Below are 26,915 nucleotides of genomic sequence, written 5' to 3' on the forward strand. Positions count from 1 at the left end.
TATGATTTATAGAATAAAAACGTATAAAATCAAGCCAGAAAGACTGGAGGATTTCAATTTTTTCTTCCATTCTTATTTGTATCCTAACCAGATGAAGCATGGTGCAAAATTAGTGGGGAGATGGGCCAGTGAAAGCAAGGAAGAAGTTCTGGCTATGTGGGAATACAGAAGTATGGACGATTATGAGCAGATTGAAAAGCATATAAGGAATAGTGAACTTCACAATGCTGCCAAGGAGAAATTAATAGAATTAGGGGATTTTATTCTTGATAGTCATCAAGACTTTATGACTTCAACAGCTCCTTACCCTTCTTCTTATCATCCGCCGAAACATATCATGTCTGTCAGCGGCTACATAACAAATGCAAGTGGAGAGGTACTCCTTGTCCGAAACCTTCATCGAGCGGATACAATGGAAATGCCTGGCGGCCAGGTGGAAGAAGGCGAACGGTGGAGGAAGCCATTCACCGTGAAATTTTAGAAGAGACACGGACAAAGGTTCGCTTAATTGGCATCACAGGTATATATCAAAACATGACCAACGGAGTCACCTGTATCGTCTTTCGAGGTGAGCATCTATCCGGGGAACCAACTACAGCCGAAAATGAAACCTCAGAAGTGGTATTCACCAAACTTACTAGTGAAAATATCGATGAGTTCATCACAAGGAAGCAATTTAAAAGCAGGACGCTTGATGCCATGGCGCCAAATTATCTACCTTATGAAGCTTTTAAAGCAAGGCCATATGAGTTGGTTAGCAGATTTGAGGTAAAGAAAGAGTTTGAGAGCCGAGAGTTGTATTAAGGAGCAATAGCTTGCCAAAGTAAAAAATGCTCGGGAGAGAGCATTTTTTACTTTTTTGGCTAAAACTTAAAGCAGAGATTCCGCTCCATCAATATATACTTCAGTACCTGTAATGTGGGAGGACATATCTGATGCAAGGAAGAAGACAAGATCGGCAACTTGTTCTGGTTCGCCTGCACGTTCTTCTAATGGCTGGTTTCCTTCCGGGTATTCAACCGGTATTTTGATTTTTTCCAGATCGTCTTCTTGTGGAAAGGTGTTTTTGCCGATATTGGTTTCAATTGCTCCAGGACAGATGATGTTGACGCGGATTTTATATTGAGCAAGTTCCAGGGCTGCCATTTTTCCAAAGCCTGTTTGGCCGATTTTGGATGTGCTGTAGGCGGACATCCCGAAGTTTTTGTAGATTCTGTTTCCGTTGATCGAGCTGGTGATAATAATGCTTCCGCCATTCTTTTTCATATGAGGGATGGCATATTTGACGGTAAGGAAGGTTCCTTTCAGATTGGTGTTGATCGTTTCATCCCAGTCCTCAGGCTCCAGATCTTCAATAGGGGCAATCACCCCGTTGATTCCAGCATTTGCAAAAACAATGTCGATTTTACCCCACGCCTCCATCACCTTTTGGTAGCTTTCTTTCATCTCAACTGGATTTGCAATATCACATTCCAGAATCATCGCTTTGCCGCCGCTTTCCTCAATTGATTCTTTTACTTGTTTTGCGTTCTCTTCTTTGACATCCAGCAGGGCTATCTTTGCACCTTCCTGAGCTAATTTTAATGCCGCGGCCCTGCCGATTCCGGAGCTTGCCCCAGTAATAAAAGCCACTTTACCGTCTAATTGACTCACACCATTTCCTCCTTAGCTGGCTTGGATTACTTTTACTTTTGCCCAAAAACGCGAATTGTAAAACAGCTTCAGCTATATCAGATTGGAATTCTATGAAACTTTTTACAGAGATTCCCGTATTAATAGACAGTTTATCTCCAGTGAATAGGAGTATTTTTTTCATTCAGGATTGTCGAATGGAATCGCAAATTGGAGTTTTTGGGAGGTCGAATACATGGACAAACAGGATCAAATGATTTCTAAACTAGAGGAAGTCTTAAATGAAATAAGAGCTGGGAAGAAGGAAAGTGCGGCTAGTGGGGTGTTTTCCAGAAGCGCTGTTAAAAGGCCGATTCGGTCAATTTTGCTCATTTTTCTCGTTCTTGTCGCCGCATCAGGAGCGGGTATATGGTATTCAAACGATAGCAAGGGAAAGGCGGAGACATCCGTCTTCATTGAACAAGTTCATGGGCTGGCGTCGCTTGCCACGGCTGAAGCGCATGTAAAGGTCGTGATTGAACAGGAGGATTATAAGCTGTTTGGCGAGGAAATCCGTTTCAATCTACCGGGAACAAAGCGCGAACTGCTCATGATTGTCCCAGCGACAGTGGTAGCAGGGGTGGATTTGAAGAGCATTGATCAGGAAGACATGAAAGTGGATGACGAAAGAAAGATCGTTGAATTAACGCTGCCTGATGCTGTTTTGCTTCAGGAGCCATCAATTATTATGGATCAGGTACAGACGTTCTCGGACGAGGGACTTTTACGAGGTAAAGTTAGCTGGGACGAAGGATTCAATTTGGCTGCGGCAGCACAGGAACAAATTAGGCAAGAAGCAGACGCTGCAGGAATTTTGGAAAAAGCAGCAGAGAATGCAGAAACCACGTTGAAGGAATTTTTTGGACATTTGGGGTACACTGTGGTTACCAAGAGATAATAATATTGTTATGTAAACTAAAACGTTCAGCATCCTAATTTGCCTAAATAATTTGACCAAAACTGCAAATAGTAGTAGTGAGGGAATTATTTCTTGTTTCTTTTAAAACCATAATGGGGTGAATTGGATGAGGATATGTGAGGTTTGTGGAAGAAAGGATATTCCTAAACAAAATGAAAAAGAACTGTTCCAGGCTGTGAGGCTCCATGTTTGCGAAAGCTGCCGTGAAGATCGTAAAATGCCGCGTTTAGCTGATTGGGCTTTTTAATCCAGGCATTGCCTGGATTTTTGATTTTATCAGGAAGGAAAAAGGAGAGTATTGAAGAATCTTTTAATTCAGATGAGTGTCTGATTAATTTCCTTAAAGGAGTTACGTGACAATTTGACGAATGTTAGGAAGGGCCCTCAAATCGAGAGCCTTTTGTTATTTTTCATCCAGTCCGTCAATCGACACCAGCTGTTTTTCTTCGTGAGTTCCACGTGCGGAAATGACAGCCATGCTTGAAGTTGAATCAATGCTTTCAATCCACACAGGAATGCCATGATAATGGACATTGATTTCGCTCTCGGCTGAGAGTATTTCTTTGACGCGCTGCAGGTCCAAATTGATCACCTCGTACATTAAGTTAACCAATGTGCAAAAAATGTATACTGACACAGGGAGAGAGTAAGATGGAATTTGTTACAAGCAATAAGGAAATGATTCCTTTTGAATTGAAGATCATGAATTCCCATCCAGAGTATAATCTGCTGGCTGAAGGCAAGCGGATTTTAACCGATGAGGACATGCTGGAGGAGCATGAAGAAGGGAAGGAGTTAGCAAAGGAACGTTACCTTATGAAGGTGGAGGAAGACTATATCGGAATCATTGATTTTGTGATGAGGAACCCCAGGGATGAGAAGCCGTGGCTAGGGCTGCTGATTATCCATCAAAGTTGGAGCAGACAGGGCAAGGCAGAAAAAGCGCTGGCCATCTATGAAGATATGATGAAGGAAAGAGGCATTCGTGAAGTTCGGTTAGGTTGTTTCGAAGCCAATGCAGCTGGACTGGCCTTTTGGGAGAAGACTGGGTTCCAACGTGTCAAGAAAATCGAATTCCGTGAAAAACCATTATGGATTATGGAAAAAGCATTGAATTAATATAAAAGTGGTTGCTCCAAAGGTTCAGCTTTTGGGGCTATTTTTTTGGCGCAATCTGATTCAATAGCGGTCATCTTTACACAATATAGGTAGTTGAAGTGTTTATAGGCGGGATATGAGATTGCACAGAATATAGAAATTTGTGGTGTCATGAACGGTTTGGGTGCTCGTATTTTACATAATATAGTAATTAGAGGAACCAGTAAGCTCTATTGGTGCTTGGTTTTTCCAGAATATAGTAAATTAAGCAACCAATAAACTCAAAAAGTGCTCTTGTATTACAGAATATAGAAATTCGACAAGCCAATAAGCTCTTTTGCCTCCATAAAAAAAGAAATTCCAAAGGTCGCTGCAGAACAACCTTTGGAATTGCCTATTATTTTCTAAGATCCTCAATCTTTTTCCCTTCTACGTAACCAGGCGTCTTCAATCCTAGCAGGTCGTATATGGTTGGTGCGATATCGAGGTTTGAGACATGGCCGATTTGTTTGCCGGCGCTGATTTCCGGCCCCATGGCCATAAACACTGCCTTTAGTTTTTCCCGGTCTGGATTCCCGCCGTGTGTTCCCAGTTCAGGTGACGGTTTTACGATGCTTGATTCACCCTCTCCCATGATAAAGCCGGGAGCGGCCATTAACAAAATGTCACCGGCATTCTGCTCTCCTGTTTTCCCATTCTGGGTGATTTTTTTGATATCCTGATAAGGTTTTACTTTTGCATTAATAACATAACCGAATAAGTCCTTTGTATTTTCCTTGATTCCGTTGAAAGATAAATTTATGGTGCTGCTCCATATTCCTTTTAGGTGATGCTTGATTACCGGGCCGTTTTCATTCCTGCTGACTTCCACCTGTTCAAAGGCCTGGATGATTTCATCTCGCACTTTTTCGTACTCCTCCTCGGAGACGACACCGTTCTTTTCCCGTTTCTCTAGATTGATATAGACATGTGCAGCCGAGCCGCTCGGTATCGCAAGCGCTTTGGATTTCTTGTAATCGATTTTTCCGTCCGAGTCCATGACTAGCAGGTCATTATCCTTGAGCACCTTGTTAGGCTGAAGGGCGGAGTGGGCGGGTTCCATCCCATGATCGGAAACGATGAAAAGATGGTCATTATCATCCAGTGATTTAACTGTTTTGCCGACCACCTCGTCTGCCAGTTTATAAGACCACTCGATATACTTCTTGTATTGTTTAGATTTTTCAGGTGTATAGCCAGGCTGCCTTGGATCGGTTAAAAGATACTTATGTTCCTCGTGATCAATTTGCGGGGCATAGAACATGAGCAGATCAGGCTCGTATTCATTTTTTATGAAAAGTGACACGTCTGTTACCCAATTAACAAATCGCTCGGAAACCTCCTCATATTCTTTTCTCGAGATCCAGCCTTTTTCCAGCGCTTCATCATCGTCCTGGGTAGGGAAGAATCCGAATTTACCTCTGATTTGATCTGGAAACCCATCAGGTCCATCAATTTGACCAGAGGTAACAGCTGAACGGTACATGACAGCTTCCTTTTTTAAATCAGGGTCTGCAGAGGTGAACTTGTACCAAAAGCCGGCTGTCTGATTTTCTTTTACCTTAAGTGTGACAGAACCCCACTCATCAGGCCTTACTTCCTGGGCATCCATTGTTTTACCTTCAGATACAATAAAATGATCATAGTTTTCTTCCTGATCATCCGTCTTATCCAGTGCCAGTACATGGATTTTCTGATTTTTGCCATCCTCAACTTTAATAGTGAATGTCGCTTCCTTTAACGGACTGAAGCTATCAGGAGCATTTTCCCAGCCAGTTGCATTAGAAAATTTGAATTTTTCCTGGTTGCTTGGTGACCAGGTGTCTCCGTAATAGACAGTATAGTCTGCCTGTTTTCCGGTTGAGGGATTTGCTCCTGCGAAGGCAACGGCGGCAGTCGTCTTACCCTGTTCCCGGGCTGCTACCCAGAGAGGATCAACCTCCAGTTGACTATGGAAGGCATCCTGTTTATTTGTAAGCGCCTTATCCTGTTCCTGCCATACATTGCTGACAATATTCGTTTTTAGCGGAGTTGCTCCGGTCGAAATCGCCGCGTGGGATGGAGCGGTCAGGGATGGGCTGACCGTCCTGGCATACTTGGCCATTGTACCTCGTTCAAGCACGTCTTTAATATTCGGCAGTTTGTCGTCTTTAACATAACTGCGCATGAAATCGTTACGCATGCCATCGAAGGAAATAAGGACCACCTGATTATTTTTTTCGGCAGTTGCATACGTAACCCCGATAGTTGAAAAAATGAAAAATGAAAGAATAATTGCTTTGAAAAGTCTTGATGTCATAGTAATCTCCCTGTTTATGTTGTCATACTAGACTTTTCCCTGTTTTCCCAAGTGTTAAAACTAGTCGATAATTGGTTATTTAGTTAGCAAACAATCATGAAAGGCTGCTCGATAAAAACTGCACAAATACCTGTTATAACTAACATATCAACGATGGAGGAGTGATTTTAGATGACACTAAAAAGAAAATTCATGATGGTGTTGATTTCCTTGACAGCAGCACTCGCTTTGGCAGCCTGCTCAGATGGTGGGAGTCAATCCGGTTCTGGCGACCATGGCAGCCATGACAACATGAATCATTCAGGCTCAGGTGAAATTCCTGAAGGGCTGAAGGAAGCGGAGAACCCAACTTACAAAGTGGGTTCAAAGGCCATCATCACTGATGATCATATGCCAGGTATGGATGGTGCTGAAGCGACGATTGTAGGGGCGTATGATACTGTTGTTTACGCTCTATCATACGATCCGACAGATGGAGGGGAACGTGTTGAAAACCACAAATGGGTCATTCACGAGGAATTGCTGAAACCGGCAGCAGACCCTTATAAGCCTGGTGATGAGGTGACCATCAATACCGACCATATGGAAGGGATGAAAGGCGCCAAAGCAGTCATTGATTCAGCAGAAGAAACAACCGTCTATATGGTAGATTTCACACCTACGGATGGTTCGGAAAAAGTAACAAACCATCAATGGGTGACAGAAGACGAGCTGAAACCGGCTGAGTAAATTGGTCATTTTCCAGAAACATGCAGGATTGTCCCTCCGCAAACCAGGGTATACATGCAGTAAGAAATGAGGAGGGATTACTCATGAACAAACTGATTAGAGCTGCAATTAAGTGGGGACCTGTTCTCTACCCAATCGTTAAAAAGATGATGGACAGCAAAAAAACGAGCAGCATGAAGAGTTATTCAAAATAAATACAGACAAAAGGCCGGACACCAGTGTTCGGCCTTTTATTTGCGTTTTGCCAAGCTAATAAAATATTATTTATATTTGAAGCATTGGTTCATGTTATAATGGAAAAATGAAACATGAAGGCAAAAAGGATTTATACATATAGTTGGCTGATTAAAGGAAGGTATCTATGGTTGAGGAAAATATAACGAGAATTGAATTGAATGGCAAGGAATACATACTGATTGGGACAGCACACGTTTCGAAGCATAGCGCGGAACAGGTTAAAGAAGTGATCGAGGCGGAAAGGCCTGATTCTGTCTGCGTCGAATTGGACGAGCAGCGGTACCAGACAATTACAGAAGGTTCCAAATGGAAAGAAATGGATATTATACAGGTAATCAAGCAAAAGCGTGCTTCACTTTTACTAATGAACCTCGCGATTTCTTCCTTCCAGAATCGCATGGCAAAGGAATTGGGCATCAAGGCTGGACAGGAAATGATCCAGGGGATTGAATCGGCGAAAGAGGTAGGTGCGCACCTTGTGCTTGCGGACCGAAACATCCAGATTACTTTTTCGCGGATCTGGGGCAATCTTGGCCTGAAAGGGAAGGCGATTTTGCTCAGCCAAATCATTACAAGTATCTTCAGCAGGGAGAGCATCTCTGAGGAAGAATTGGAAAAGCTGAAGCAGCAGGATACGATCACTGCGATGCTGAATGAGTTCACGGAAACATTCCCCAGGCTGAAAAAACCTCTGATCGATGAACGTGACCAGTATCTGGCACAAAAAATCAAGGATGCACCGGGACAGAAAATTGTCGCAGTCCTTGGAGCGGCCCACGTTCCCGGAATTAAAGAAGAAATCAAGAAGGAACATGACCTGAAAAAACTCAGGGCGATTCCTCCTAAATCAAATTGGCCTAAAATCATCGGCTGGAGCATCCCAGTCTTGATTCTGGCGATTATCCTTTACACTTTTTTATCTAACCCGTCCGCAGGGATGGCACAAACCGTCAGCTGGATTTTGTGGAATGGCTCGATGTCAGCCCTCGGTGCAGCGATCGCGATGGGGCACCCGCTTACGATTTTGACTGCTTTTCTGGCGGCACCGATCACCTCACTTAATCCGTTGCTTGCTGCAGGCTGGTTCGCCGGTTTGACCCAGGCCTATATTCGCAGGCCAAGCGTTAAGGATTTTGAAACACTTTCCGAAGACGTATTTAGCGTTAAAGGCTTTTGGAACAACAAGGTAAGCCGTATTCTTCTCATTGTTGTGCTGGCTAACCTAGGAAGTTCACTGGGTACGTTCATAGGCGGTGCGGACGTCATTCGCGTATTTTTAGAGAATTTATAAACAGTAAGATGAAATCTTTATGGATTTCATCTTTTTTTTATAAAAAATTAGAGGATTTTAGTTACATTATATGGAATAGATTATGGAAAAGATTTTACAATGGAGTGATTTAGTGAGAATTATCAAGCCTGCGTTAGCTATTTCTGTCATCATTCATTTGCTGTATTTTATTGGAATTTTATTATATGGATACATACAAACAAAACTATATCAGCCTGAACTAAATGGATGGGAGAACCTTCATTTTTTGCAGAGTGAAGTCGCTTTTGGGATGACAAACGCTCCAGTTCCTATTGTTTTTTCTGTAGTCATTTTTTCGTTCATTATCGCGCTGATTCTTCGGACTATTAATAGCGTTAAAGAACAGTAACGGGGGTCGGGCCATGGAGTTTTTCATCGGTATTATCGTGATTGTGACAATTTTTTCTCTGGAGATCCAGTTGCGTAAACTGAATCAAACGAACGAAAAAATCCTCCAATCATTGAATGAGCTGAAAAATGCGCAAAAATAAAAGTCATCCGATTAGGATGACTTCATTTTGTTTTTTTCAGTGTATAATCTTGTTTCTTTAACGATTGCTTTTGTTTTTCTGCGTCCTTTTTAAAAGCCTCCATCGCCTTGCTGTACAGGATCGACATGGGGAACACCTCCTATTTCATCAGGATTCTATTACCACCGTTCCCGTTGGGGTGGGATGTAAACATCAATCTGAAAAAGTAAGTGAGGGATATTATGGAATCTGAAACTGAAGTCAGCGGATTCCTGGAGATTGTGTTTTGGCTTGTCATTCTTTTATCTGCAGGGGCAGCGTTGCTCAGCATGAAGAAAAACAATGCCGGTATATATTTTCTGCTTTTCGCCATTCTGCATTCATTGAGTCTTCTTTTTTTGAGAAATCTTCTCATTTCCGTGCCTGAACAGTCCGTGATGGCTTCGGAAGAGAATACCCTAAGGTTATATTTGTTTATTTTTCCCTGGTTCCTTTCCATGGCCGCCCTGGTAATTGGTATCCTGAAAACCAGAAGTCAACATCTATAAATGTGAAAGGCGCTCCAATGTTTGGAGCGCCTTTTCACTTTACTTTTTATTTACCTGACGGCCGCTTTTTTTCTGGCTTTGAGATTTTGTATTTCCCACCTGGAATTCGCTGCCCAGTTCGATATCATTGTGTTTATCGTGCTTTTCGATTTGCTCTCTTGTCTGATCTTTGTTGCTCATGCCTTGTCTTGCCATCCTGATCATCTCACTTTCCTAGAATTTTTCTCATTTAATATGTTCAATTCAAGAGGGAATTATCTATGCTGGTTCTCTTCTGATCACTCTGTCATAAAAGACCTGAAAACCATACAACACAAGGGTTTTTAACATAAACACAATGGACAATTGGAATTTATTTAAACGAACCAAAACCGCGTATCCATATTTTTTTAAGAGATCCAATCCGAAGTACGTAAAAATTGAGTCAACAAGGATGTTGACTACGAGATACAAATTAAACTTTTTATAGGTATATTTTAAAATCCAAAACGAACCGATGAAGAAAGGTCCCCAGATCAATGGCATTTCCGCAATTACATTTGGCTTGATATTGTAGGGAAACCACCACCATTTTCTTTTTTCCGCAAGTCTTCCTTCAAAAATTAAATATATACCCATGAAAATTGTCCCCGGCAGGAACTTTTTAATCGTTTCTTTGCCAAGCAGAGGTAAGGTCAGCCATGGAGCGATTGTCAATATGAAAAGGTAAAAGTAGGTCTTTTTCATCGCGCAACATCCTTTAATCCTGAGAATGGGATTTTTTTTAGTATCTCTCAATCAGGATAAATGATGAGCAGGAAATGAAATTTAAGCGATTAATCATTTCTTACATTTTTTCACCGTAAATATTAGAAGAAGAAGGAGGGAGAAAAAATGATTTCTCTATGGGATGAACATTGGTTCTGGCTTGAGATGCTCCAGGATCATGCTTACTTTGCCAGGGATGCCTTATCACCGAGTGAAGAAGAGTATGTACAGATCGCTATCCAATTTATTGACTTATATGGGGACCTGCTATCGGATTTACAGGGAATCCCACGAACAGCGCAATTCAATGATCCACGAATGATTGAGTTTGCAAGGAAGGCTTGGCAGGTAGTTAAGGCGTATTATGATTTTGAAGGGACTCTACAGGCATTGAGAATTGACAATAAGATAAATTTGAACCTATCGCCAACATACTTAAATGGTACACTGAGCGAAAATCAGGAATACTTGCGAATACTCAGCTACCTGATGCAGGGCCAGCAGCCAGTCCCGCTGACGGTCACGCAATTATTGGATCTCTGGCTGGAGGATCAATTAGGTCATGCGGTCTTATTTGAGAACACACTAGATCCGATTGAAGTTGGAGTGAATTTAGCAACAGAGACCTTTAAATCGAGATTTCAGCTATACATTGTCCAGAACCACCATATGAAAAATTATATGCGAGTTAAAGAACCGGGATTTGCAAGACAACAGGAATTCATTTATGAAGTGGGGAAGACGACTTTGGAGATGTACCAATTCGTAAAAGGGATGGTTGAAAAATATAAAGCGAACACATTGCTGAATAAAACGAATCTTCGTTTCCTGGAGCATCACTTTCCAGAGACCTGTTACTTCCTTGCACGTCTGAGCTATTATGAACCGCGTCTTCGTGAAGAACTCGGTCCATGTTCGCTGTCGAAACCTTCATTCTAAAAACAGGAGTGTAAGGGGGCCTTATCGAATAATTAGGTAGGGAGGAGGGTCTTAAGTGAAAATCGCCGCTGACGTTCCAAAGACAAATGAAATCACCCACCTAAAACTTACTCATAATGGATGGACGCAAATCCAGGAGCCTGAAACAAGCTCAAAAGCAATATTGTTATCTATCCCATTCATGCTGGCTGCGTCCATTTTTTCCTTACTTATAATCAGCCTCTTTTCAGACATCACTTTGAAGGATTTCGGTATTTCGAAGGACTCACTTATCATTACCATCAATTTAGGGGTCATCGTATCATTTATTTTGCTTGTGATTGTTCATGAATTGCTTCATTTAATTTTTATTCCAGGCTTCGCCCGCTCCAAGAAAACAACGGTAGGACTTACCATTTGGGGTGGATTTGTGGCCACAGAAGAAGAGCTTTCCAGAAAGCGGTATCTGCTCGTGACCCTTGCTCCTTTTGTCATTCTTACCGTCATTGTCCCCATGCTCCTTGGTGTTTTTGGGCTCATGACGACAACATTCAAATGGCTTATTTTTCTCAACGCCATTGGCTCTTCGGTAGATTTGCTCATTGCAGCCATGATCCTCAAACAGGTTCCCCGCGGTGCGATTCTTATCCAGAATGGCCAGAGGACATACTGGAAAAGCGCATGAATCTTTAGTAAACGGGTATAGATGTAAAAAAACAATAGGAGGTTCTTATGCAAATCGATCTTAGCCAGACACTATTGTCTTTTTTGCCAATCTTCCTGATTTTCGGGCTAGTTGTAGGGTATATCTATTATCGTAAAAGCAAGAATAAGGGATAAGGGACAACGGGAGCTAAAGCCCCCGTTGTTTTTTTACGCTTGAATGGATTCAGTCGCAACTGGCCAGGTTTCGAGCTTGTAGGCCATATCCCAAAACAGAAATTCATATTGGCTGCTGATCATAAAATGCTGTTTCATTTTCTTGCGTTCTTGTTCTGATGCCCCAGCAGCCAGGACATCCAGCCTGCTGATTTGTTCATTGACCAATTCACTGAACCATTCTCCGCCGTATGCCTCAATCCATTCGTTGTAAATAGGCACTCCAGGTGTCGAACCTTTCAGAGTTTGACCGATTTCATAATAAATCCAGTAGCAAGGCAAAATCGCCGCAATGATTTCACCAAGGCTTCCATCAGCTGCCACCCGGTACATGTGGGAAGTGTAAGCATATGCGGTTGGAGACGGTTCAAAAGAGTCCAGTTCTTCTTTGGTGACCCCCAGTTGTTTGATGAACTTCTCATGAAGTCCCAGTTCTGCTTCATATGTACCCTGGGAATGGGCAGCCATCCTGGAAGTGGTATACAGATCAGCTGCCTTTGCAGCACCAAGTGCCTGGATCCTTGCAAAATGGGAAAGATAATAGGAATCCTGAAGAACATAATAACGGAAAGATTCAAGAGACAATTCTCCATTGGCAATCCCTTTCACAAACGGGTGTTGGAAATTAGCTTGCCAAATTGGGTCAGCTTCCCTTCGGATTTGACTTGTAAAAGTTGACATGAACATTCCTCCAAAATTTATTTTTCCAATAAAAAAACCACTTTCGCTTTGAAAGTGGTTTGAATTGGCAACATGAAACTACCTTTGCTCAGCCTTGTTAGGCAGCCAAAAGACAGTGCAACCATCCGTTCCACTTTCCTACGCTGGTCTCAACCAGATCAGGTTCAAAGGGTCTTAAAGTCACACTTTAATCTCAGCCTTCAGCAAAAGGCACCCCTAGTGGTAAAACTTGTTATTCATTTGAGTTAATCTTAGCACGATAGGGGGATAAGTCAAGGGAAATGATAAGTTAGCGACAGGGGAAATAAGAAGTTAGCACGCTGAGTGAATAGGCGAGGAAAAGGATGCATTGAAAATTGTGATTAAAAAGTGAGTTAAATGTGAACATTATGTGACATTTTTCCGTAAATTCTGTTAATATATAAATTACATACAAAAAAGTGGAGGAATGAGAAGTGGGAAAACTTCTTATGTATTTTTATTTGATCGTTGGTGTTTATTGTCTTGTAAGCGGATTCCTAGCGATGGTATCACACGGATTCCAGCATGCAGTACTTTCCCTGTTCCTTGCAGCATTTAACTTCGCAATGTTCAGCTTGTTCAAGAAAGAAGGCAAGCTGCCGCGACTGCGCTTGATCAAAGGAAGGAAAAGCGAGATAGCTAAGGTTTCATGATGTCCTGTTGAAAGCATTTTGAGTGAGGTCCAGGCTTTTAATGCTACTTATATTGGAACTGTCCGAAGATAGTTGAACTTCGGACAAAATCTCGTCCAGCGGCGATGAAAATGTCCGAAGATGGGTTAACTTCGGACAAAATTTCGTTCAATCGCGGGTAAAATGTCCGAAGATGGGGGAACTTCGGACAAAATCCGGTCCAACGACGGTGAAAATGTCCGAAGACGGGTGAACTTCGGACAAAATCAGATCCAGCGACGGTGAAAATGTCCGAAGATGGGTGAACTTCGGACAAAATCCAGGTCAATCGCGATGAAAATGTCCGAAGATGGGTGAACTTCGGACAAAATCCAGTACAACGACGGTGAAAATGTCCGAAGTCGGTTTTACTTCGTAATCCTGTTACACTAACCCAAGTCCAAATCAAAAAAACCAGGCTTTCCCCAAAGAGGGAAGCCTGGTTTCGTTTTATCTTAATGCGAGTGGCCGGATGTCATGACCCAGATGGAGCCTGCGACGATGACGACGGCGATAAACGCGGAATAGATGATATTGATGTTGTTGGCTACTTTGTCTTCGCCTTCGTTCATGTGCATGAACATATACAGTTGGATGCCGGCCTGGACGACGGCGAGTGTACCGATGATCCACATGACTGCCTTCATTGACAATGATGTTTGCAGTGCGACCCATGCCGCGCCGAAGGTCAGGACAAGTGACATGAAGAATCCGATGACATGGCTGATAGGGAAGCCTTTTGAATGTTGATCCATTTTACATCACCAACCCTTGCAAATATACGAATGTGAAGATGAAGATCCAGACGACGTCAAGGAAGTGCCAGTACAGTCCGAAGATGAACGCTTTGCGGGCTGTTACAGGTGTCAATCCTCGCTGCAGAATCTGGATGATCAGCAGGATGGCCCAGCCGATCCCAATAGTTACGTGCAAACCGTGCGTTCCGAGCAGGACGAAGAAGCTGGAAAGGAAAGCACTGGTCTGCATCGTGGCACCTTCGTGTACATAATGGATGAACTCCCTGACTTCCATGAACAGGAAGCCTCCGCCGAGCAATAATGTAAAGACGAGCCACATGAGCATGCCTTTGATATTGCTGCGGCGCATTTCAAAGATCGAGATGCCCATCGTAAAACTGCTGGTCAAAAGCAGGGAAGTCTGAATCAATACGTCTCTGATGATGAAGATATCCTTTTGCGTCGGACCACCGGCATACCGTTCACCGAGTACGCCGTACACACCGAACAAAGTGGCGAAAAGGACGATTTCAGCTCCGAGGAAGACCCAGAAGCCAAGGATATTCATCCTGTTTTGTTCTGTCTGGTATTCAAGCGGCAAAGCGGCATTCACTTTAGCTGACATGGTTCTTCACTCCTTTGTTCGCGCCTTTTCTCCATATTCCTTCTGTTTCTAAAATCTCATCTTTATGAACATGGAAGCCTTCGTCATAGTCGAATGAGCGGAATGCCAATCCGGCGAAGATTCCGATTGCCGCGATGGCAGCTGCGATCGTCCATTCGAATACAAGCAGGAATCCTGAAATCCCGAACACGACACCCATGTAAATTGGGATCCATGTGTTGCTTGGCAAATGGATTTCTTCAACCTCATCTTCTTTCAATGGCTGAAGCTGGTCGTTCTTTTTCATATGCCAGAATGCATCAAGCTTTGTTACTTCCGGAAGGGAAGCAAAGTTGTAATGCTGAACTGGTGTAGCAGTTGCCCATTCAAGGGTTCTTGCATCCCATGGATCGTTGCCAATGTTGCGGTCTGCATAACGAGCGCTCCAGTAAATATTGTAGACAAGCGCTGCGAAACCTGCTGCAAGGATGATGGAACCGATGGCTGAGATCATCATCAACGGCCCAAAGCCTGTTTCAGCTGAATATGTGTAAGCGCGGCGGACCGCACCGTCAAGGCCTAGGAAGAACATTGGCATGAAGGTGACATTGAATCCGACCACGAACAGCCAGAAATTCCATTTGCCGATTCTTTCATTCAGCATATAACCAAACATCTTAGGCCACCAGAAGTAAAGGCCTGCAAAAATAGGGAACACAACACCCGGAATCAGCACATAGTGGAAGTGCGCCACAAGGAACAATGTGTTGTGGTACTGATAGTCCGCCGCAGCCATCGCGAGCATGACACCAGTGACCCCGCCGATGACAAAGTTCGGAACGAACGCAAGTGCCCAAAGCATTGCAGTTGTGAACTTGATCCGGCCTTTTCTCATTGTGAACAGCCAGTTGAACACCTTAACTCCTGTCGGGATGGCAATCGCCATTGTCGTGATTGAGAAGAATGAGTTAACGGCCGCACTGTTGCCCATCGTAAAGAAGTGATGGACCCATACAAGCATACTTAATACCGAGATCATCACAATCGAGATGACCATTGATTTATAACCATAAAGCGTTTTACGCGCGAAAGTCGAAATAATGTCTGACAGCATCCCGAACGCTGGCAAGACTACAATGTAAACCTCAGGATGGCCCCATAGCCAGAACAGGTTTGCCCAGAGCATATCCATGCCGCCGCCGGAAATCGTGAAGAAATGTGTTCCGAATGTACGGTCGAAGGTCATCAATGCAAGCGCGACGGTAAAAATCGGGAAGCTTGCGACGATGATGATCGACGTGATGAAGGATGTCCACGTAAACATCGGCATCTTCATCAATGTCATGCCTTTAGTTCTCATTTTTAACACTGTGACAACGAAGTTAATACCCGTCATCAATGTACCTGCACCGGCAATCTGCAGGGCTACCGCGTAATAGTTGTTTCCGATGCCAGGACTGAATTCTTTCCCGGCAAGAGGGAAGTACGATGTCCAGCCTGCATCAGGTGATCCACCGATGATGAATGAAATATTGAACAGCATCGCACCGCTGAAAGTCAGCCAGAAGCTTAGCGCGTTCAATTGTGGGAATGCAACGTCACGTGCACCAATCTGCAGCGGAATGACGAAGTTCATCAAACCGATAAGCAGGGGCATTGCCACAAACAGGATCATGATGACGCCGTGAGTGGTGAAAACTTCATTATAGTGCTGCGCATTCAGGAAACCATTTTCAGGAACAGCGGTCTGGCCCTTCATCATCAGGCCGTCGATGCCGCCGCGGACGAACATCAGGACACCCATCAGGATGTACATGATGCCGATTTTCTTGTGATCAACGGTTGTCAGCCACTCGGTCCAAAGGTAATTCCATTTTTTAAAATAAGTGATGCCGGCAAGAGCACCAATCAATGTCAGAGCAATCCCGATTTGGGAAGCGAAAATCAGCGGATCGCCAGTTACGAAAAATTCATCCCATTTAATGCCCACTATGGTCACCCCCGTGAGAATCCTCATTTTCTGATTCTTTATGATTTATAGATTCTGAGTTGTTGCCGTCTTTATTCTTGTAATTATCCTTGTCCTCGAAAATCTTGCCTGGCCAGCCATGTCCACGATCGTACATTTCCGGATTCGTATAGTTCTTTGAATGCGGATCGGAATGGTCGACCCACTCAAGGTGAGTGTTTGAGAATGTCTTGCGGCCAAGATGTGAAGGCTCAAGCATCTTTTCATATTCCTCCAAAGTCATTTTTGGAGCTGTTTCTTTCACGTCCTGAACCCATTGATCAAAATCCTTCTGTGTCTGGGACAGGACCTCGAATTCCATGCCAGCATATCCCTGGCCATTAAAGTTGGTGTTCTTGCCAACATACGAACCAGGATTGTCCGCTACAAGGTACAGCTGGGTTTCTGCTTTGGCCATCGTATATTTCTGGCCAGCAAGCGCTGGAATCCAGAAGCTTTGCATCGTACCGGCAGATGTCAGCTTGAAGTCGATTGGGCGATCCTCAGGTATGTTCACATAGTTGACTGTTTCGATCCCTTGCTCAGGATAACTGAAGATCCATTTCCAATCAGCGGAAGTAACATGTATGACAAGGGGCTCTTGGTCTTCATAGCCCTTAGGAATTTCATCTATAGCATATATCGTTTTAACAGTAGGAATGGTCAACGCAATGATAATCAGGATTGGAATCACTGTCCAAATAATTTCTAATACTGTGCTGCCATGTTCTTCTGGCGGCTCGTAATCCATATTGTCCTTGCGCTCACGGTATTTCCAGACAATGAACCCAAACAGTCCGAAAACAACGACGGTAACCAGCAGCATCAGCGCGATAGAAAAGTTGATTAACTCCGTAATTTGTCTGGCAATTGGTCCCTCTGGATTGAATACCACCATATTATTTTCACAGCCGCTTAGCAACAGCACAGCCATGATTGAGGTGAGGGAAACCAGTAGTACTTTGGATTTCTTCATCACTGCAGCTCCTTTCAAATTTCAACATTGTTCATTTTATCACAAACTAATGTTCATTTGTTCACAAAGTTTTTGAAATTTAGCCCTTTGTGAACGGTAAGTTGTGGTAAAAGAGGGTGTGATAAATATCACACCGCTTATTTGTAATCATTCTAACATGCAAATTATGACGATTTTGATGTCAATTGTGAACAAATTATGAAAACAATTAATGTCAGCTTGGTGAAATTATTGAAATCCCTATTGACGCAAAAAAACAGAGCCTATTAGTAGAGGCTCTGCTGATCAGGATACTTTATGGCTTTCTATATAAGTCTCGAGTGCCGGGTGGAATTCTTTTTGATAGTGTCCAGCTGGACATTCTTTTATGATAATCGATTTAGAATCAGGATTATTTTTCAGCTGCAGTATTTCTTTGCAATGAGGACACTTTTCTTTAAAAAAGTTCACATTTATCTCCTCCTATAATTCCTATGTGTTTAGTATGGTTTAACTCTGCAACAAAATCAATGGTTATTTAGCCCAATTGTGTTACCATACGATTGATATAATACTTTTTCGGGGTGGAATGGAATGGCGAACTTAACTGGAAAAACAGTCATCATTACAGGAGCAAACAGCGGGATCGGCTTTGAAGCCGCCAGGCATCTGGCTGCAAAAGGAGCACATGTAATTCTTGCTGTTCGAAATATGGAAAAAGGGGAAGCAGCCCTTGCTTCTATCAAAGAAGAAATTAATCCGGCTTCTGTTGAGTTGATGAAGCTGGATTTAGCAGATTTACAAAGCGTGCGCAGCTTCGCATCTGCTGTTAAAGAAAAACACTCATCATTACAGGTCCTCATCAATAATGCCGGTGTGATGATTCCTCCATACGGGAAAACAAAAGATGGCTTTGAGTTACAGTTTGGAAGCAATCACCTTGGCCATTTTGCCTTGACGGGCTTGTTGCTTTCTTTGTTAAAGAGTACCCCTGGGTCGCGAGTTGTGACTTTGAGCAGTATTGCCCACAGAGGTGCTTCGATTGATTTTGACAATCTTGATGGATCAAAAGGGTACAAGGCGATGAAATTCTATGGGCAAAGCAAGCTTGCCAACCTGTTATTCGCAAAAGAGCTCGACAATCGATTGAAGCAGCATGGAATCAACACCATCAGTGTCGCCTGCCATCCAGGGATCTCGAACACAAATCTTTTCAATCTGGGTAAGGCAAAGACTCCTGCCTTCATCAAAGGATTAATGGCCCTCTTATCTCAACCTGCCGAAAAAGGCGCCTTGCCGACGATTCACGCTGCAACGGAAGGGAGCTTGAAGGGTGGGGAATATATCGGTCCGGATGGCAGAGGAAACCGGAAGGGAAAACCGGCAATTGAGACACCTGCTCAGGGTGTTTATAATGAAGAAACGATGAAGAAATTATGGTCCGTGTCTGAACAATTGACAGGTGTGAAGTATGAGTTTTAGAGTCTCACTTTTGTGGGTCTCTTTATTTTTCATACTTTGTTCAATATTTCACAAACTTTAAGGCGATTTATGTGATAATCTTAAACTAGAAAAAGATAAAGGAGTGGTTACCATGATGTATTGTGAATTCAAGCCTTTTGCGACTGATACGGAATTGTATACAAAGGATATGATCGAGGATGCCATAGGTGATGAATTCGAGGCCATGATGTTTAAGGGTGATGAAAACATCCCCGCGTATATCTGGACAGTCAACTATGTGGTGATTGTCAAACGATCAACCAAATTCATCACGGATTTATCTTTTGAAAAGATTCCGAGAAACCCAGTTTGTGAGTAATATTTTTTTTAGGTCTTTATGTGAAATGTTTCACATAAACTAAATACAGTCTACTTGCACTACGTATTTCAAAAACATTTCACATGGAATAATGAATGGAGGTCAATGGAATGGCAACAACTGAAAAAATGGTAAAGGAAATCAAAACGGTGGACAAAATGATCGACACTCTCGTTACAAAAGGACTGTCAGCTCTCTCAAAAATGCGTGAACTGAATCAGGAGGAGATCGATTCTATCGTCAAGGCCATGGCTCTTGCTGGACTTGATCAACATATGCCGCTTGCGAAAATGGCCGTGGAAGAAACGAAGCGGGGAGTCTATGAGGATAAGATTATCAAAAATATGTTTGCGACAGAGTATGTCTACCATAACATAAAATATGATAAAACAGCCGGAATCATCGATGAAAATAACCATGAGGGCATCATCACCATTGCTGAACCAGTAGGGGTGATTGCCGGGGTCACTCCTGTCACGAACCCTACTTCCACTACGATGTTCAAAGCCTTGATTTCTATTAAAACGAGAAATCCAATCATTTTCGCCTTTCACCCGTCCGCTCAAAAATGCTCAAGCGAGGCGGCCAGAATTTTGCGCGACGCCGCCATCAAAGCTGGTGCCCCTGAAGATTGCATCCAGTGGATCGAAAAACCGTCACTCGAAGCGACTCAGTCATTGATGAATCACTCGAAAATCTCGTTGATTTTAGCGACAGGCGGTGCAGGTATGGTGAAAGCGGCATACAGCTCCGGCAAACCGGCTTTAGGAGTAGGACCTGGTAACGTGCCTTGTTATATTGAAAGGACGGCCAATGTAAAACGCGCTGTCAATGACTTGATTTTATCGAAAACATTCGATAACGGGATGATCTGTGCATCTGAGCAGGCAGTCATCATTGATAAGGAAATTTACCATGAAGTAAAAACAGAAATGATCGATAATCACTGCTATTTCTTGAACGATGAAGAAAGGGCAAAAGTCGAGAAGCTCGTCATCAATGAGCAATCCTGTGCAGTTAATGCCGACATTGTAGGGATGGCAGCGCACAAAATTGCTGGAATGGCAGGCGTGGCAGTACCAGAGGAAACAAAAATACTTGTTGCTGAGCTACAAGGTGTAGGTTCCCAATATCCGCTTTCACGTGAAAAACTAAGCCCTGTATTAGCCTGTTATAAAGTGAATGGAACAGATGAAGGATTGAAACGTGCGGAAGAAATGCTTGAGTTTGGCGGACTTGGACACTCAGCTGTCATCCATTCGACAAGTGATGAAGTGATTAAAGCATTCGGATTGAGGATGAAGGCAGGACGTGTGATCGTGAATGCCCCGTCTTCACAGGGAGCCATCGGAGATATATACAATGCTTACTTGCCATCATTAACGCTGGGCTGCGGAACATATGGCGGAAACTCTGTTTCAACAAACGTAGGCGCCATCAACCTGATCAATGTGAAAAAAGTTGCGAGAAGGAATGTGAATATGCAGTGGTTTAAAGTGCCTTCAAAAATATATTTCGAAAAGAACTCCACGCAATATCTTGCAAAAATGCCAAAAATCTCGAAGGCCTTTATCGTTACTGACCCAGGCATGGTTAAATTAGGGTATGTCGATAGAGTTCTGTATCACTTGAGAAAACGCCCTGACTACGTCCACTGTGAGATTTTCTCAGATGTAGAACCGGATCCATCGATCGAAACAGTCATGAAAGGAGCTGAGATGATGGCGAGCTTCCAGCCGGATGTCATCATCGCGCTTGGCGGCGGCTCTGCGATGGACGCTGCGAAAGGAATGTGGCTGTTCTACGAGTATCCTGATGCAGATTTCCATGGGCTGAAGCAAAAGTTCCTGGATATCAGGAAGCGAATTGTGAAATATCCGCATCTCGGCAGAAAAGCTCAGTTTGTCGCAATCCCGACTACCTCTGGCACCGGCTCTGAGGTCACGTCGTTCTCGGTCATCACCGATAAAAAAGCGAACATCAAATATCCTCTGGCAGATTATGAATTGACTCCGGACGTAGCGATTGTCGACCCTCAGTTTGTGATGACTGTACCGAAGCACATCACTGCCGACACAGGGATGGATGTTCTAACCCATGCAATCGAAGCCTATGTCAGCTGCATGGCGAATGATTATACAGATGGCCTGGCGATCAAAGCAATTCAGCTGGTATTTGAATACTTGCCTAGAGCCTATCGAAATGGAAATGATGAGGTGGCCCGCGAAAAGGTGCATAATGCATCAACGATTGCCGGTATGGCTTTCGCCAATGCGTTCCTTGGAATCAATCACAGCCTTGCCCACAAGCTGGGGGCTGAATTCCATATCGCCCATGGACGCTCAAATACAATCCTGATGCCGCATGTCATCCGGTATAATGCAATGAAACCGAAGAAATTCACCGCCTTTCCGAAGTATGAGAGCTTCGTTGCCGACAAGCGCTATGCTGAAATAGCACGAATATTAGGATTGCCTGCACGGACGACGGAAGAAGGCGTAGAAAGTCTCGTCCAGGCCATCATCAAGCTGGCCCGTGAAATGGATATCCCGATGAGCATTGAAGCAAATGGAGTGGATCAGGCCGAGTTCGAGGCAAAAGTAGACCTACTTGCGGATCGGGCATTCGAAGATCAATGCACGACTGCCAACCCCAAGCTTCCGCTCGTTTCAGAGTTAGCTGAAATTTATCGATTAGCCTATAAAGGAGTTTAGGAGAAAAAGGATGGGATCTTTGATTCCATCCTTTTCTATTTGATGAAAATAGTACTATCAACCTAGTAAAAATAGGTATTTATTAACTATTGTTTATTTTTAGAATATTATATTATTTATCCCGGGTAACTATTTTACTAATCCAGGAGGTAATGTATGAAGAAGAAGCCGTATCTATCAATCGCATTAGCAGCAGGTCTAGCAGTAAGTACCTTGGGAGCGCAGGCAATCTATGCGAAGCCTGCCGAAAGTTCGCAACAGGTTCAGCCATTCAATGTGTTTGACAACAAGGTCCTCAACAACATTAATGTCGAGAATATCTACAATAACATTGAGTATCTTTCAAGAACCCCTCGAGTTGCGGGTACAGAAGCGGAGCATAAGGCGATTCAATATGTCAAGGAGCAATTCGAGTCATACGGTTTTGAAACAGAGCTTCAGGAATTTACTTTCTATGGTTATACAGCACCACATACGGTCGAACTGAAAGTTGATGGTTATTCTGGTGAAATCAAGCCTAAGTCCTTTACATATGGGATGGATGGAACTGCTTCAGGTGAATTGGTTTATGCTGGATTGGGACAAGCAAGTGATTTTAATAGCGTTGATGTGACAGGGAAAATCGCTTTGATTCAGCGCGGTTCTATTTCATTTGCTGATAAAGTCTTGAACGCAGCTGCGAATGGGGCAGCAGGAGTCATTATTTTTAACAATGCAGCTGGAGATCTGAACGGAACGTTCGGAGCACCAAATGATGCCTATGTACCTGCCGTGGCCATTACACAGGAAGTTGGACAAGCATTAGTGGACAAGCTGAACAACGGTGAAAATTTGACAGGGTCAATTAACATTGAAGGTGCAGAGGGTGGAACGAGAACGTCCTACAACGTTATCGCGACAAAAGCACCTACGAATAAAAATAAAGGCAAAGATACAATCCTTGCAATGGGTGCCCACCATGATTCTGTTCCTGGTGCACCAGGCGCGAATGACGATGCTTCCGGTACAGCGATGACACTGGAGTTAGCCCGCGTCATGAAGGATCTGCCGACGAATATGGAAATGCGTTTCATCACTTTTGGTGCTGAGGAGCTTGGCTTAATCGGTTCTCGCTATTATGTCAGCCAACTTTCAGAAGAGGAAAAGAACCGCTTTGTCGGTTACTTCAATATGGACATGGTAGGCAGCAGGGACGCTGGTCATCTGGTGATCAATACCGTCGATGGCAACCAGAATATTGTTTCCCAGACTGCCCAGGCATCCAGTGCTCGTCTGAACGGTGAGCCAACACCGATCCAGATGGGGGGCAGCAGTGACCATGTTGCTTTCTATGAAGGCGGAATCGCTTCAGGCTCATTTATCCACAGACCGCTAGAGCCATGGTACCACACTCCAGAGGATACAATTGACAAAATCAGCAAGGAAAAGCTTCAGGACGTAGCGGAAATCATCGGAACAGCTGTTTATGATATCGTCCGTCCTGAAAACCAGGGACCTAAAGCGGAAAGAGGAAAAGAGCAAAAAGTTCCTCACTTATACTTCGAGCAGGAAGTAAAATAATCAATAAGATCACCAGGCCGCCTGTTGTGGGTGGCCTGGTTTTTTGTTTGGAACTTTTTCGGGAGCCATTCGTATAAAAAGGAAATCTTTTTTTGAGGAGGAAAGCAATGGGCTGGAATATGGCGAATCGGACGGATTTCAGCGGCTTCCAGATGGAGAAGGCATTTTTATTTACGATCTTCATTGTTATGTCCATATGGGTGTATTACGACTCGGACAAATATCTTATCGGCTATAAGAAGCACCTGTTTTGGGTGGCGACCATTTTCACCGGCCCTATCGGATTGGGTTTATGGCTTTACTGGAGAAGAAGGTTAATGTACTAAAAAACAAGCATGGGAGAGCTCCCATGCTTAATTTCTTTTAATGCTGATTGGATATAGATAAGGGGATTCGGGCTCGCTTACTTCCTCCCAGTTCGTTACTTTGACCAAAGGAATCGGCGTATCCATATAGGTCCCATTCTCTATGATACCTTCAATCTTGATCCAAGAATCCTTTTCGATTTTTGCTGCATCAGGAAACTCAGAGAGGAATCCGATGATGCTGGCATCTGCAACGCAGTGGGTGACAAGGAATCTTGATACAACGAGCTGGTTATCAGAAAAGCTGTCTTCCTTGTAAACGAACCCATTCAGGCTAACCTTCCGACCTTGGAATTTATTAATATCCGAACTGATTTCCTCGTAATAACTCGAATAGATACTATCATTAAACTGAATGATTTCACCATGTTCCAATTGTTTCATAAGCTGATTATACTCGGCCTCAGTCTTTTGGTTTTCATAACCAGTTACGATTGCGGTATCGTCCTCTGGTATATAATCTTCTCCTGATTGCTGATCTTCAGCAGGGATTGATTGGCCTTCCTCTGGTGATTGCTTATTCCCGTTCTTGCTCGATCCTGCAATAGAAAGCATCGCACCTTTCTTATCCGCGATTGAAGAATCAAGGACCTTTGCAGGCAGCATAAAACCGGTCAGCAAAGGAAAGACGATAATAGAATAGGAGATTGCCTTTTTTACTGAGAAAGGAGAGTCACCATGATCATGATTATGTGAACAGCAATCCTCTGCCTGGCTGCATCCATCGTGTGCATGGCTCTCTTTTACCGTCCAAACTCTTGTAATTTGAATGAAAAATAAAATCATGAATAAAAAGGCAGCCGCCTGGCTTAGCAATAAATATTTAGGGTTGATGAACAACAGGATTTCACCTGAAGTGTGCATCATATAAAGCAGTACAGAAAAGCCCAGCAATATGAGCGCTCTTCCTGCTTGCTGCGGATGGAAAGTCATTGACGCACCTCCTATAACAGGCTGCTGAGCAGCATCAGTGTGATAAAGACGGTTCCAGCTACGGCAGCCAGGACAGTCATGACAAATTTCATGCGGAAAACACTCAGCATCATCAACGTATTTTTCAAATCAATCATTGGACCGAAAATCAAAAAGCCGAGTATGGATGTTTGCGGAAAAATACTGCTGAATGAAGCGCCGATGAACGCGTCCGCTTCGGAGCAGAGGGACAGGAAGTATGCAAGTCCCATCATCACAGCGAGGGACGCAGCAGTGCCGCTCCCAATTTCCAGAAGGGTCCTTGCAGGCATATAGGTCTGGACCAGGGCTGCAAGGAATGCACCTGCAACCAAGTACTTGGCCATATCAAAGAACTCATCGATTGAATGCTGCAGCATGGCCCAGAATTTTTCTAGGAATTTTTTGTTATTTGAATGGGAATGACTCACTATTGATACAGACTTTTTAAACTGAGTCCCTTTGAACAGGCTCCCAATAATCAATGCCACAATCAGGGCAATACCAAATCCCAGCCCCATTCTTAACGCAGCGATTTTTGCATCATTGCCAAACGCCATGTATGTAGAAGCGATAACAATCGGGTTGATCAGCGGGCCAGTAAGCATGAAGCCGATGGCAGCGGCAACCGGAACCCCTTTTCCGACAAGGCGCCTGATGATGGGTACAATTCCACACTCGCAGGCCGGAAACAGGGCTCCCACACTGCAGCTCATCACAATCGCCATATATTTATTTTTGGGGATCCACCTGCTGATGTGCTCCTCCGTGACGAAAATTTGGATCATTCCTGCAATTAATACACCGATAAGGACGAACGGAAAGGCTTCTATTAAAATACTAAGGAAAATCGTATTCAGGTTTAATAGAGAGGAGGGGATCTCAATGGATCCCTTCAATCCAGATCCAAGTGTGATGAACCATAATAATGCTAAGACAACGGCAAAACCAGTTATATCAATAATATTTGAACGCAACAGCTTGATCATTTTTACCTCCTTATGATCTTTTTATGAATATATTAAAAAAGAAATGAGTTTATTCATGTTGATAGATTCAGAATGACTTCTATATTAAACTTTTAAATAGCAACAGTGATGAGAATTTATCAATGCATTTAAATTTTTAAAGTTTCAGGAATGGAACAGAAGACGCAAATAAGTTTTTAGCGAAAAGGGAACAATCGCAATCATTACGTTTTATAGTTTAATTCATCAGAAAATGTTTGTAAACGATTTTCGTAATCATTACGGTTTATAATTGTATCATCTTTTATTTTAATAAAAGGGCACGGCTACCAAAGGACTTATCTATTTGTGCACTATGTCCTCTCTCTTAGTTGTGGAAAAATTAACATGATTTGTTCGCGAGTTAACCTTTTGGGAAAGGGTGTTGGGGTGAAAATACTGATAAATAGTCCAACAAAAAAAGCATCACTTTTTTTGTTCTATACTTTTTATTGATGTCATCACTGGTATTAGGAGTTTCCTCTGTTAACGAGGAAGTGGCTGATAAAAGAAAAACAGATCCATTGAAAGCGGAGTCTATTTTTAAGGAAGAAATAAAAATACATGAAGCGAAGCAAGTGGAAAAGAAGAGGAGTCTCAAGGAAAGCGGCCGCTGGCAGACGTCCAATCAATTCGTGATCATTGCTCTGACAACGGCATCCATTTTGGATATCGTCATTGTCTTGATTTGAGAACACTATGATATCAAGAAGAGGGAGTGAAAGGTCATCCAGCCTGACCACAGATCACCTATAAAAAATGGTTTTGGAACCTTGTCGCCATGGGGATTGTCCAGTCGAAGGATTATAAGCTTGCTATCAATTTGCGAAATCTGATCATTTTTTTGTTTAAAGAAGCTAATTTCAGAGCAATTCTGAGTTTATATTATTTTGAAATATTCAGACCTGGTGTAATGTAGTTTTATAAACAGAAGGCTATGAGTCGTTTAATAC

31 protein-coding genes and 1 riboswitch are annotated in these 26,915 nt (G+C 43.2%); of the genes, 18 read left to right on the plus strand and 13 right to left on the minus strand.

Annotated elements, in window-relative coordinates; genetic code table 11:
• Position 1 precedes the first annotated feature (1 nt).
• Both EJA10_RS23700 and EJA10_RS23705 read left to right on the plus strand, forming a co-directional pair.
• A complete protein-coding gene (locus tag EJA10_RS23700) occupies positions 2-481 on the plus strand; it encodes an NIPSNAP family protein (RefSeq protein WP_246017656.1) in 480 nt (159 codons plus the stop codon).
• Entirely contained in the window at positions 451-804 is a 354-nt protein-coding gene (locus tag EJA10_RS23705) for an NUDIX hydrolase (protein WP_246017657.1), read from the plus strand. Before EJA10_RS23700 ends, EJA10_RS23705 begins: the two co-directional genes overlap by 31 nt.
• A 66-nt stretch (positions 805-870) precedes the next feature.
• Here EJA10_RS23705 and EJA10_RS02895 read toward each other — a convergent pair whose 3' ends face one another.
• Entirely contained in the window at positions 871-1,653 is a 783-nt protein-coding gene (locus tag EJA10_RS02895; protein WP_125478503.1) for an SDR family oxidoreductase, read from the minus strand.
• Positions 1,654-1,867: 214 nt separating this feature from the next.
• Between EJA10_RS02895 and EJA10_RS02900 the strand changes: the two genes are divergently transcribed.
• On the plus strand, positions 1,868-2,569 hold the full coding sequence (locus EJA10_RS02900; protein ID WP_125478504.1) for a DUF4230 domain-containing protein: 702 nt from the start codon (positions 1,868-1,870) through the stop codon (positions 2,567-2,569).
• A 424-nt stretch (positions 2,570-2,993) separates the two neighbouring features.
• On the opposite strand, the gene EJA10_RS02905 is transcribed toward EJA10_RS02900, so the two are convergent.
• Complete coding sequence (locus tag EJA10_RS02905) at positions 2,994-3,173, minus strand: H-type small acid-soluble spore protein (protein ID WP_125478543.1); 180 nt, start codon at positions 3,171-3,173, stop codon at positions 2,994-2,996.
• Between the two features lie 68 nt (positions 3,174-3,241).
• On the opposite strand from EJA10_RS02905, the gene EJA10_RS02910 reads away from it, so the two are divergent.
• A complete protein-coding gene (locus EJA10_RS02910; protein WP_170169047.1) occupies positions 3,242-3,709 on the plus strand; it encodes a GNAT family N-acetyltransferase in 468 nt (155 codons plus the stop codon).
• A gap of 376 nt (positions 3,710-4,085) precedes the next feature.
• Here EJA10_RS02910 and EJA10_RS02915 read toward each other — a convergent pair whose 3' ends face one another.
• A complete protein-coding gene (locus EJA10_RS02915) occupies positions 4,086-6,026 on the minus strand; it encodes an alkaline phosphatase family protein (RefSeq protein WP_125478506.1) in 1,941 nt (646 codons plus the stop codon).
• Between the two features lie 171 nt (positions 6,027-6,197).
• On the opposite strand from EJA10_RS02915, the gene EJA10_RS02920 reads away from it, so the two are divergent.
• The 5 genes from EJA10_RS02920 to EJA10_RS02935 all read left to right on the plus strand — a co-directional run bounded on the left by EJA10_RS02920 (position 6,198) and on the right by EJA10_RS02935 (position 9,322).
• Positions 6,198-6,755, plus strand: coding sequence for a YdhK family protein (locus tag EJA10_RS02920; RefSeq protein ID WP_125478507.1), 558 nt, complete (start codon positions 6,198-6,200; stop codon positions 6,753-6,755).
• A 361-nt stretch (positions 6,756-7,116) separates the two neighbouring features.
• On the plus strand, positions 7,117-8,283 hold the full coding sequence (locus EJA10_RS02925) for a TraB/GumN family protein (protein ID WP_125478508.1): 1,167 nt from the start codon (positions 7,117-7,119) through the stop codon (positions 8,281-8,283).
• Positions 8,284-8,395: 112 nt separating this feature from the next.
• Positions 8,396-8,653: a hypothetical protein gene (locus tag EJA10_RS02930; RefSeq protein WP_125478509.1), complete on the plus strand. Its 258-nt coding sequence runs from the start codon at positions 8,396-8,398 to the stop codon at positions 8,651-8,653.
• 13 nt (positions 8,654-8,666) lie between these two features.
• Positions 8,667-8,795, plus strand: coding sequence for a hypothetical protein (locus EJA10_RS23880; protein WP_281274463.1), 129 nt, complete (start codon positions 8,667-8,669; stop codon positions 8,793-8,795).
• Positions 8,796-9,016: 221 nt separating this feature from the next.
• A complete protein-coding gene (locus EJA10_RS02935; protein ID WP_125478510.1) occupies positions 9,017-9,322 on the plus strand; it encodes a hypothetical protein in 306 nt (101 codons plus the stop codon).
• Positions 9,323-9,361: 39 nt separating this feature from the next.
• On the opposite strand, the gene EJA10_RS23205 is transcribed toward EJA10_RS02935, so the two are convergent.
• Together EJA10_RS23205 and EJA10_RS02940 are read right to left on the minus strand one after the other, a co-directional pair.
• Positions 9,362-9,502, minus strand: coding sequence for a hypothetical protein (locus tag EJA10_RS23205; protein WP_170169036.1), 141 nt, complete (start codon positions 9,500-9,502; stop codon positions 9,362-9,364).
• 78 nt (positions 9,503-9,580) lie between these two features.
• Positions 9,581-10,048 (minus strand): hypothetical protein, encoded by a 468-nt coding sequence (locus EJA10_RS02940; RefSeq protein ID WP_125478511.1) that lies wholly within the window; start codon positions 10,046-10,048, stop codon positions 9,581-9,583.
• A 147-nt stretch (positions 10,049-10,195) separates the two neighbouring features.
• Between EJA10_RS02940 and EJA10_RS02945 the strand changes: the two genes are divergently transcribed.
• Both EJA10_RS02945 and EJA10_RS02950 read left to right on the plus strand, forming a co-directional pair.
• Positions 10,196-11,008, plus strand: a complete 813-nt coding sequence (locus EJA10_RS02945) for a DUF2935 domain-containing protein (protein WP_125478512.1) — start codon at positions 10,196-10,198, stop codon at positions 11,006-11,008.
• 55 nt (positions 11,009-11,063) lie between these two features.
• On the plus strand, positions 11,064-11,672 hold the full coding sequence (locus tag EJA10_RS02950; RefSeq protein ID WP_125478513.1) for a DUF3267 domain-containing protein: 609 nt from the start codon (positions 11,064-11,066) through the stop codon (positions 11,670-11,672).
• 188 nt (positions 11,673-11,860) lie between these two features.
• Here EJA10_RS02950 and tenA read toward each other — a convergent pair whose 3' ends face one another.
• The gene (gene tenA, locus EJA10_RS02955) at positions 11,861-12,547 is read right to left on the minus strand and encodes a thiaminase II (protein ID WP_125478514.1); all 687 of its coding nucleotides are present in this window, start codon (positions 12,545-12,547) and stop codon (positions 11,861-11,863) included.
• 118 nt (positions 12,548-12,665) lie between these two features.
• Positions 12,666-12,775: riboswitch (TPP riboswitch) on the minus strand.
• A 227-nt stretch (positions 12,776-13,002) separates the two neighbouring features.
• Between tenA and EJA10_RS02960 the strand changes: the two genes are divergently transcribed.
• On the plus strand, positions 13,003-13,221 hold the full coding sequence (locus EJA10_RS02960) for a hypothetical protein (RefSeq protein ID WP_125478515.1): 219 nt from the start codon (positions 13,003-13,005) through the stop codon (positions 13,219-13,221).
• 473 nt (positions 13,222-13,694) lie between these two features.
• Here the strand turns inward: EJA10_RS02960 and qoxD are convergent, their stop codons facing one another.
• The 5 genes from qoxD to EJA10_RS23210 all read right to left on the minus strand — a co-directional run bounded on the left by qoxD (position 13,695) and on the right by EJA10_RS23210 (position 18,014).
• A complete protein-coding gene (gene qoxD / locus EJA10_RS02965; RefSeq protein ID WP_125478516.1) occupies positions 13,695-13,994 on the minus strand; it encodes a cytochrome aa3 quinol oxidase subunit IV in 300 nt (99 codons plus the stop codon).
• Between the two features lies 1 nt (position 13,995).
• Positions 13,996-14,601, minus strand: coding sequence for a cytochrome aa3 quinol oxidase subunit III (gene qoxC, locus EJA10_RS02970; protein ID WP_125478517.1), 606 nt, complete (start codon positions 14,599-14,601; stop codon positions 13,996-13,998).
• Entirely contained in the window at positions 14,591-16,570 is a 1,980-nt protein-coding gene (qoxB, locus tag EJA10_RS02975) for a cytochrome aa3 quinol oxidase subunit I (protein ID WP_125478518.1), read from the minus strand. The genes qoxC and qoxB overlap by 11 nt, the downstream gene beginning before the upstream one ends.
• A complete protein-coding gene (qoxA, locus tag EJA10_RS02980; protein ID WP_125478519.1) occupies positions 16,560-17,564 on the minus strand; it encodes a cytochrome aa3 quinol oxidase subunit II in 1,005 nt (334 codons plus the stop codon). Before qoxA ends, qoxB begins: the two co-directional genes overlap by 11 nt.
• A gap of 285 nt (positions 17,565-17,849) precedes the next feature.
• On the minus strand, positions 17,850-18,014 hold the full coding sequence (locus EJA10_RS23210; protein ID WP_170169048.1) for a hypothetical protein: 165 nt from the start codon (positions 18,012-18,014) through the stop codon (positions 17,850-17,852).
• 123 nt (positions 18,015-18,137) lie between these two features.
• Here EJA10_RS23210 and EJA10_RS02985 point away from each other — a divergent pair, with 123 nt between their 5' ends.
• The 5 genes from EJA10_RS02985 (at position 18,138) to EJA10_RS03005 (ending at position 23,965) form a co-directional block, all read left to right on the plus strand.
• Positions 18,138-19,025 carry an oxidoreductase gene (locus EJA10_RS02985; RefSeq protein ID WP_125478520.1) on the plus strand — a complete coding sequence of 296 codons (888 nt, stop codon included), beginning with the start codon at positions 18,138-18,140 and terminating at the stop codon, positions 19,023-19,025.
• Between the two features lie 112 nt (positions 19,026-19,137).
• The gene (locus EJA10_RS02990) at positions 19,138-19,365 is read left to right on the plus strand and encodes a hypothetical protein (protein ID WP_125478521.1); all 228 of its coding nucleotides are present in this window, start codon (positions 19,138-19,140) and stop codon (positions 19,363-19,365) included.
• A gap of 110 nt (positions 19,366-19,475) precedes the next feature.
• Entirely contained in the window at positions 19,476-22,079 is a 2,604-nt protein-coding gene (gene adhE, locus EJA10_RS02995) for a bifunctional acetaldehyde-CoA/alcohol dehydrogenase (RefSeq protein ID WP_125478522.1), read from the plus strand.
• A gap of 156 nt (positions 22,080-22,235) precedes the next feature.
• Positions 22,236-23,639, plus strand: coding sequence for a M28 family peptidase (locus EJA10_RS03000; protein WP_125478523.1), 1,404 nt, complete (start codon positions 22,236-22,238; stop codon positions 23,637-23,639).
• A gap of 107 nt (positions 23,640-23,746) precedes the next feature.
• Positions 23,747-23,965: a hypothetical protein gene (locus EJA10_RS03005; RefSeq protein WP_125478524.1), complete on the plus strand. Its 219-nt coding sequence runs from the start codon at positions 23,747-23,749 to the stop codon at positions 23,963-23,965.
• Between the two features lie 27 nt (positions 23,966-23,992).
• Here EJA10_RS03005 and EJA10_RS03010 read toward each other — a convergent pair whose 3' ends face one another.
• Together EJA10_RS03010 and EJA10_RS03015 are read right to left on the minus strand one after the other, a co-directional pair.
• Entirely contained in the window at positions 23,993-24,937 is a 945-nt protein-coding gene (locus EJA10_RS03010; RefSeq protein ID WP_125478525.1) for a TIGR03943 family putative permease subunit, read from the minus strand.
• An 11-nt stretch (positions 24,938-24,948) separates the two neighbouring features.
• On the minus strand, positions 24,949-25,944 hold the full coding sequence (locus tag EJA10_RS03015; RefSeq protein ID WP_125478526.1) for a permease: 996 nt from the start codon (positions 25,942-25,944) through the stop codon (positions 24,949-24,951).
• A 515-nt stretch (positions 25,945-26,459) separates the two neighbouring features.
• On the opposite strand from EJA10_RS03015, the gene EJA10_RS03020 reads away from it, so the two are divergent.
• On the plus strand, positions 26,460-26,654 hold the full coding sequence (locus tag EJA10_RS03020; RefSeq protein WP_125478527.1) for a hypothetical protein: 195 nt from the start codon (positions 26,460-26,462) through the stop codon (positions 26,652-26,654).
• Positions 26,655-26,915: the final 261 nt, after the last annotated feature.

This window comes from Mesobacillus subterraneus (assembly GCF_003937825.1).
Classification (GTDB): Bacteria; Bacillota; Bacilli; order Bacillales; family Cytobacillaceae; genus Mesobacillus; species Mesobacillus subterraneus.

Bases quoted from the DNA above. Each gene is read 5' to 3' on its own strand.
- EJA10_RS23700 (WP_246017656.1), top strand. From the start codon at position 2: ATGATTTATAGAATAAAAACGTATAAAATCAAGCCAGAAAGACTGGAG.
- EJA10_RS02900 (WP_125478504.1), top strand. From the start codon at position 1,868: ATGGACAAACAGGATCAAATGATTTCTAAACTAGAGGAAGTCTTAAAT.
- EJA10_RS02910 (WP_170169047.1), top strand. From the start codon at position 3,242: ATGGAATTTGTTACAAGCAATAAGGAAATGATTCCTTTTGAATTGAAG.
- EJA10_RS02915 (WP_125478506.1), bottom strand. From the start codon at position 6,026: ATGACATCAAGACTTTTCAAAGCAATTATTCTTTCATTTTTCATTTTT.
- EJA10_RS02920 (WP_125478507.1), top strand. From the start codon at position 6,198: ATGACACTAAAAAGAAAATTCATGATGGTGTTGATTTCCTTGACAGCA.
- EJA10_RS02925 (WP_125478508.1), top strand. From the start codon at position 7,117: ATGGTTGAGGAAAATATAACGAGAATTGAATTGAATGGCAAGGAATAC.
- EJA10_RS23880 (WP_281274463.1), top strand. From the start codon at position 8,667: ATGGAGTTTTTCATCGGTATTATCGTGATTGTGACAATTTTTTCTCTG.
- EJA10_RS02935 (WP_125478510.1), top strand. From the start codon at position 9,017: ATGGAATCTGAAACTGAAGTCAGCGGATTCCTGGAGATTGTGTTTTGG.
- EJA10_RS23205 (WP_170169036.1), bottom strand. From the start codon at position 9,502: ATGAGCAACAAAGATCAGACAAGAGAGCAAATCGAAAAGCACGATAAA.
- EJA10_RS02940 (WP_125478511.1), bottom strand. From the start codon at position 10,048: ATGAAAAAGACCTACTTTTACCTTTTCATATTGACAATCGCTCCATGG.
- EJA10_RS02945 (WP_125478512.1), top strand. From the start codon at position 10,196: ATGATTTCTCTATGGGATGAACATTGGTTCTGGCTTGAGATGCTCCAG.
- tenA (WP_125478514.1), bottom strand. From the start codon at position 12,547: ATGTCAACTTTTACAAGTCAAATCCGAAGGGAAGCTGACCCAATTTGG.
- qoxD (WP_125478516.1), bottom strand. From the start codon at position 13,994: ATGGATCAACATTCAAAAGGCTTCCCTATCAGCCATGTCATCGGATTC.
- qoxC (WP_125478517.1), bottom strand. From the start codon at position 14,601: ATGTCAGCTAAAGTGAATGCCGCTTTGCCGCTTGAATACCAGACAGAA.
- qoxA (WP_125478519.1), bottom strand. From the start codon at position 17,564: ATGAAGAAATCCAAAGTACTACTGGTTTCCCTCACCTCAATCATGGCT.
- EJA10_RS02985 (WP_125478520.1), top strand. From the start codon at position 18,138: ATGGCGAACTTAACTGGAAAAACAGTCATCATTACAGGAGCAAACAGC.
- EJA10_RS02990 (WP_125478521.1), top strand. From the start codon at position 19,138: ATGATGTATTGTGAATTCAAGCCTTTTGCGACTGATACGGAATTGTAT.
- adhE (WP_125478522.1), top strand. From the start codon at position 19,476: ATGGCAACAACTGAAAAAATGGTAAAGGAAATCAAAACGGTGGACAAA.
- EJA10_RS03000 (WP_125478523.1), top strand. From the start codon at position 22,236: ATGAAGAAGAAGCCGTATCTATCAATCGCATTAGCAGCAGGTCTAGCA.
- EJA10_RS03005 (WP_125478524.1), top strand. From the start codon at position 23,747: ATGGGCTGGAATATGGCGAATCGGACGGATTTCAGCGGCTTCCAGATG.
- EJA10_RS03010 (WP_125478525.1), bottom strand. From the start codon at position 24,937: ATGACTTTCCATCCGCAGCAAGCAGGAAGAGCGCTCATATTGCTGGGC.
- EJA10_RS03015 (WP_125478526.1), bottom strand. From the start codon at position 25,944: ATGATCAAGCTGTTGCGTTCAAATATTATTGATATAACTGGTTTTGCC.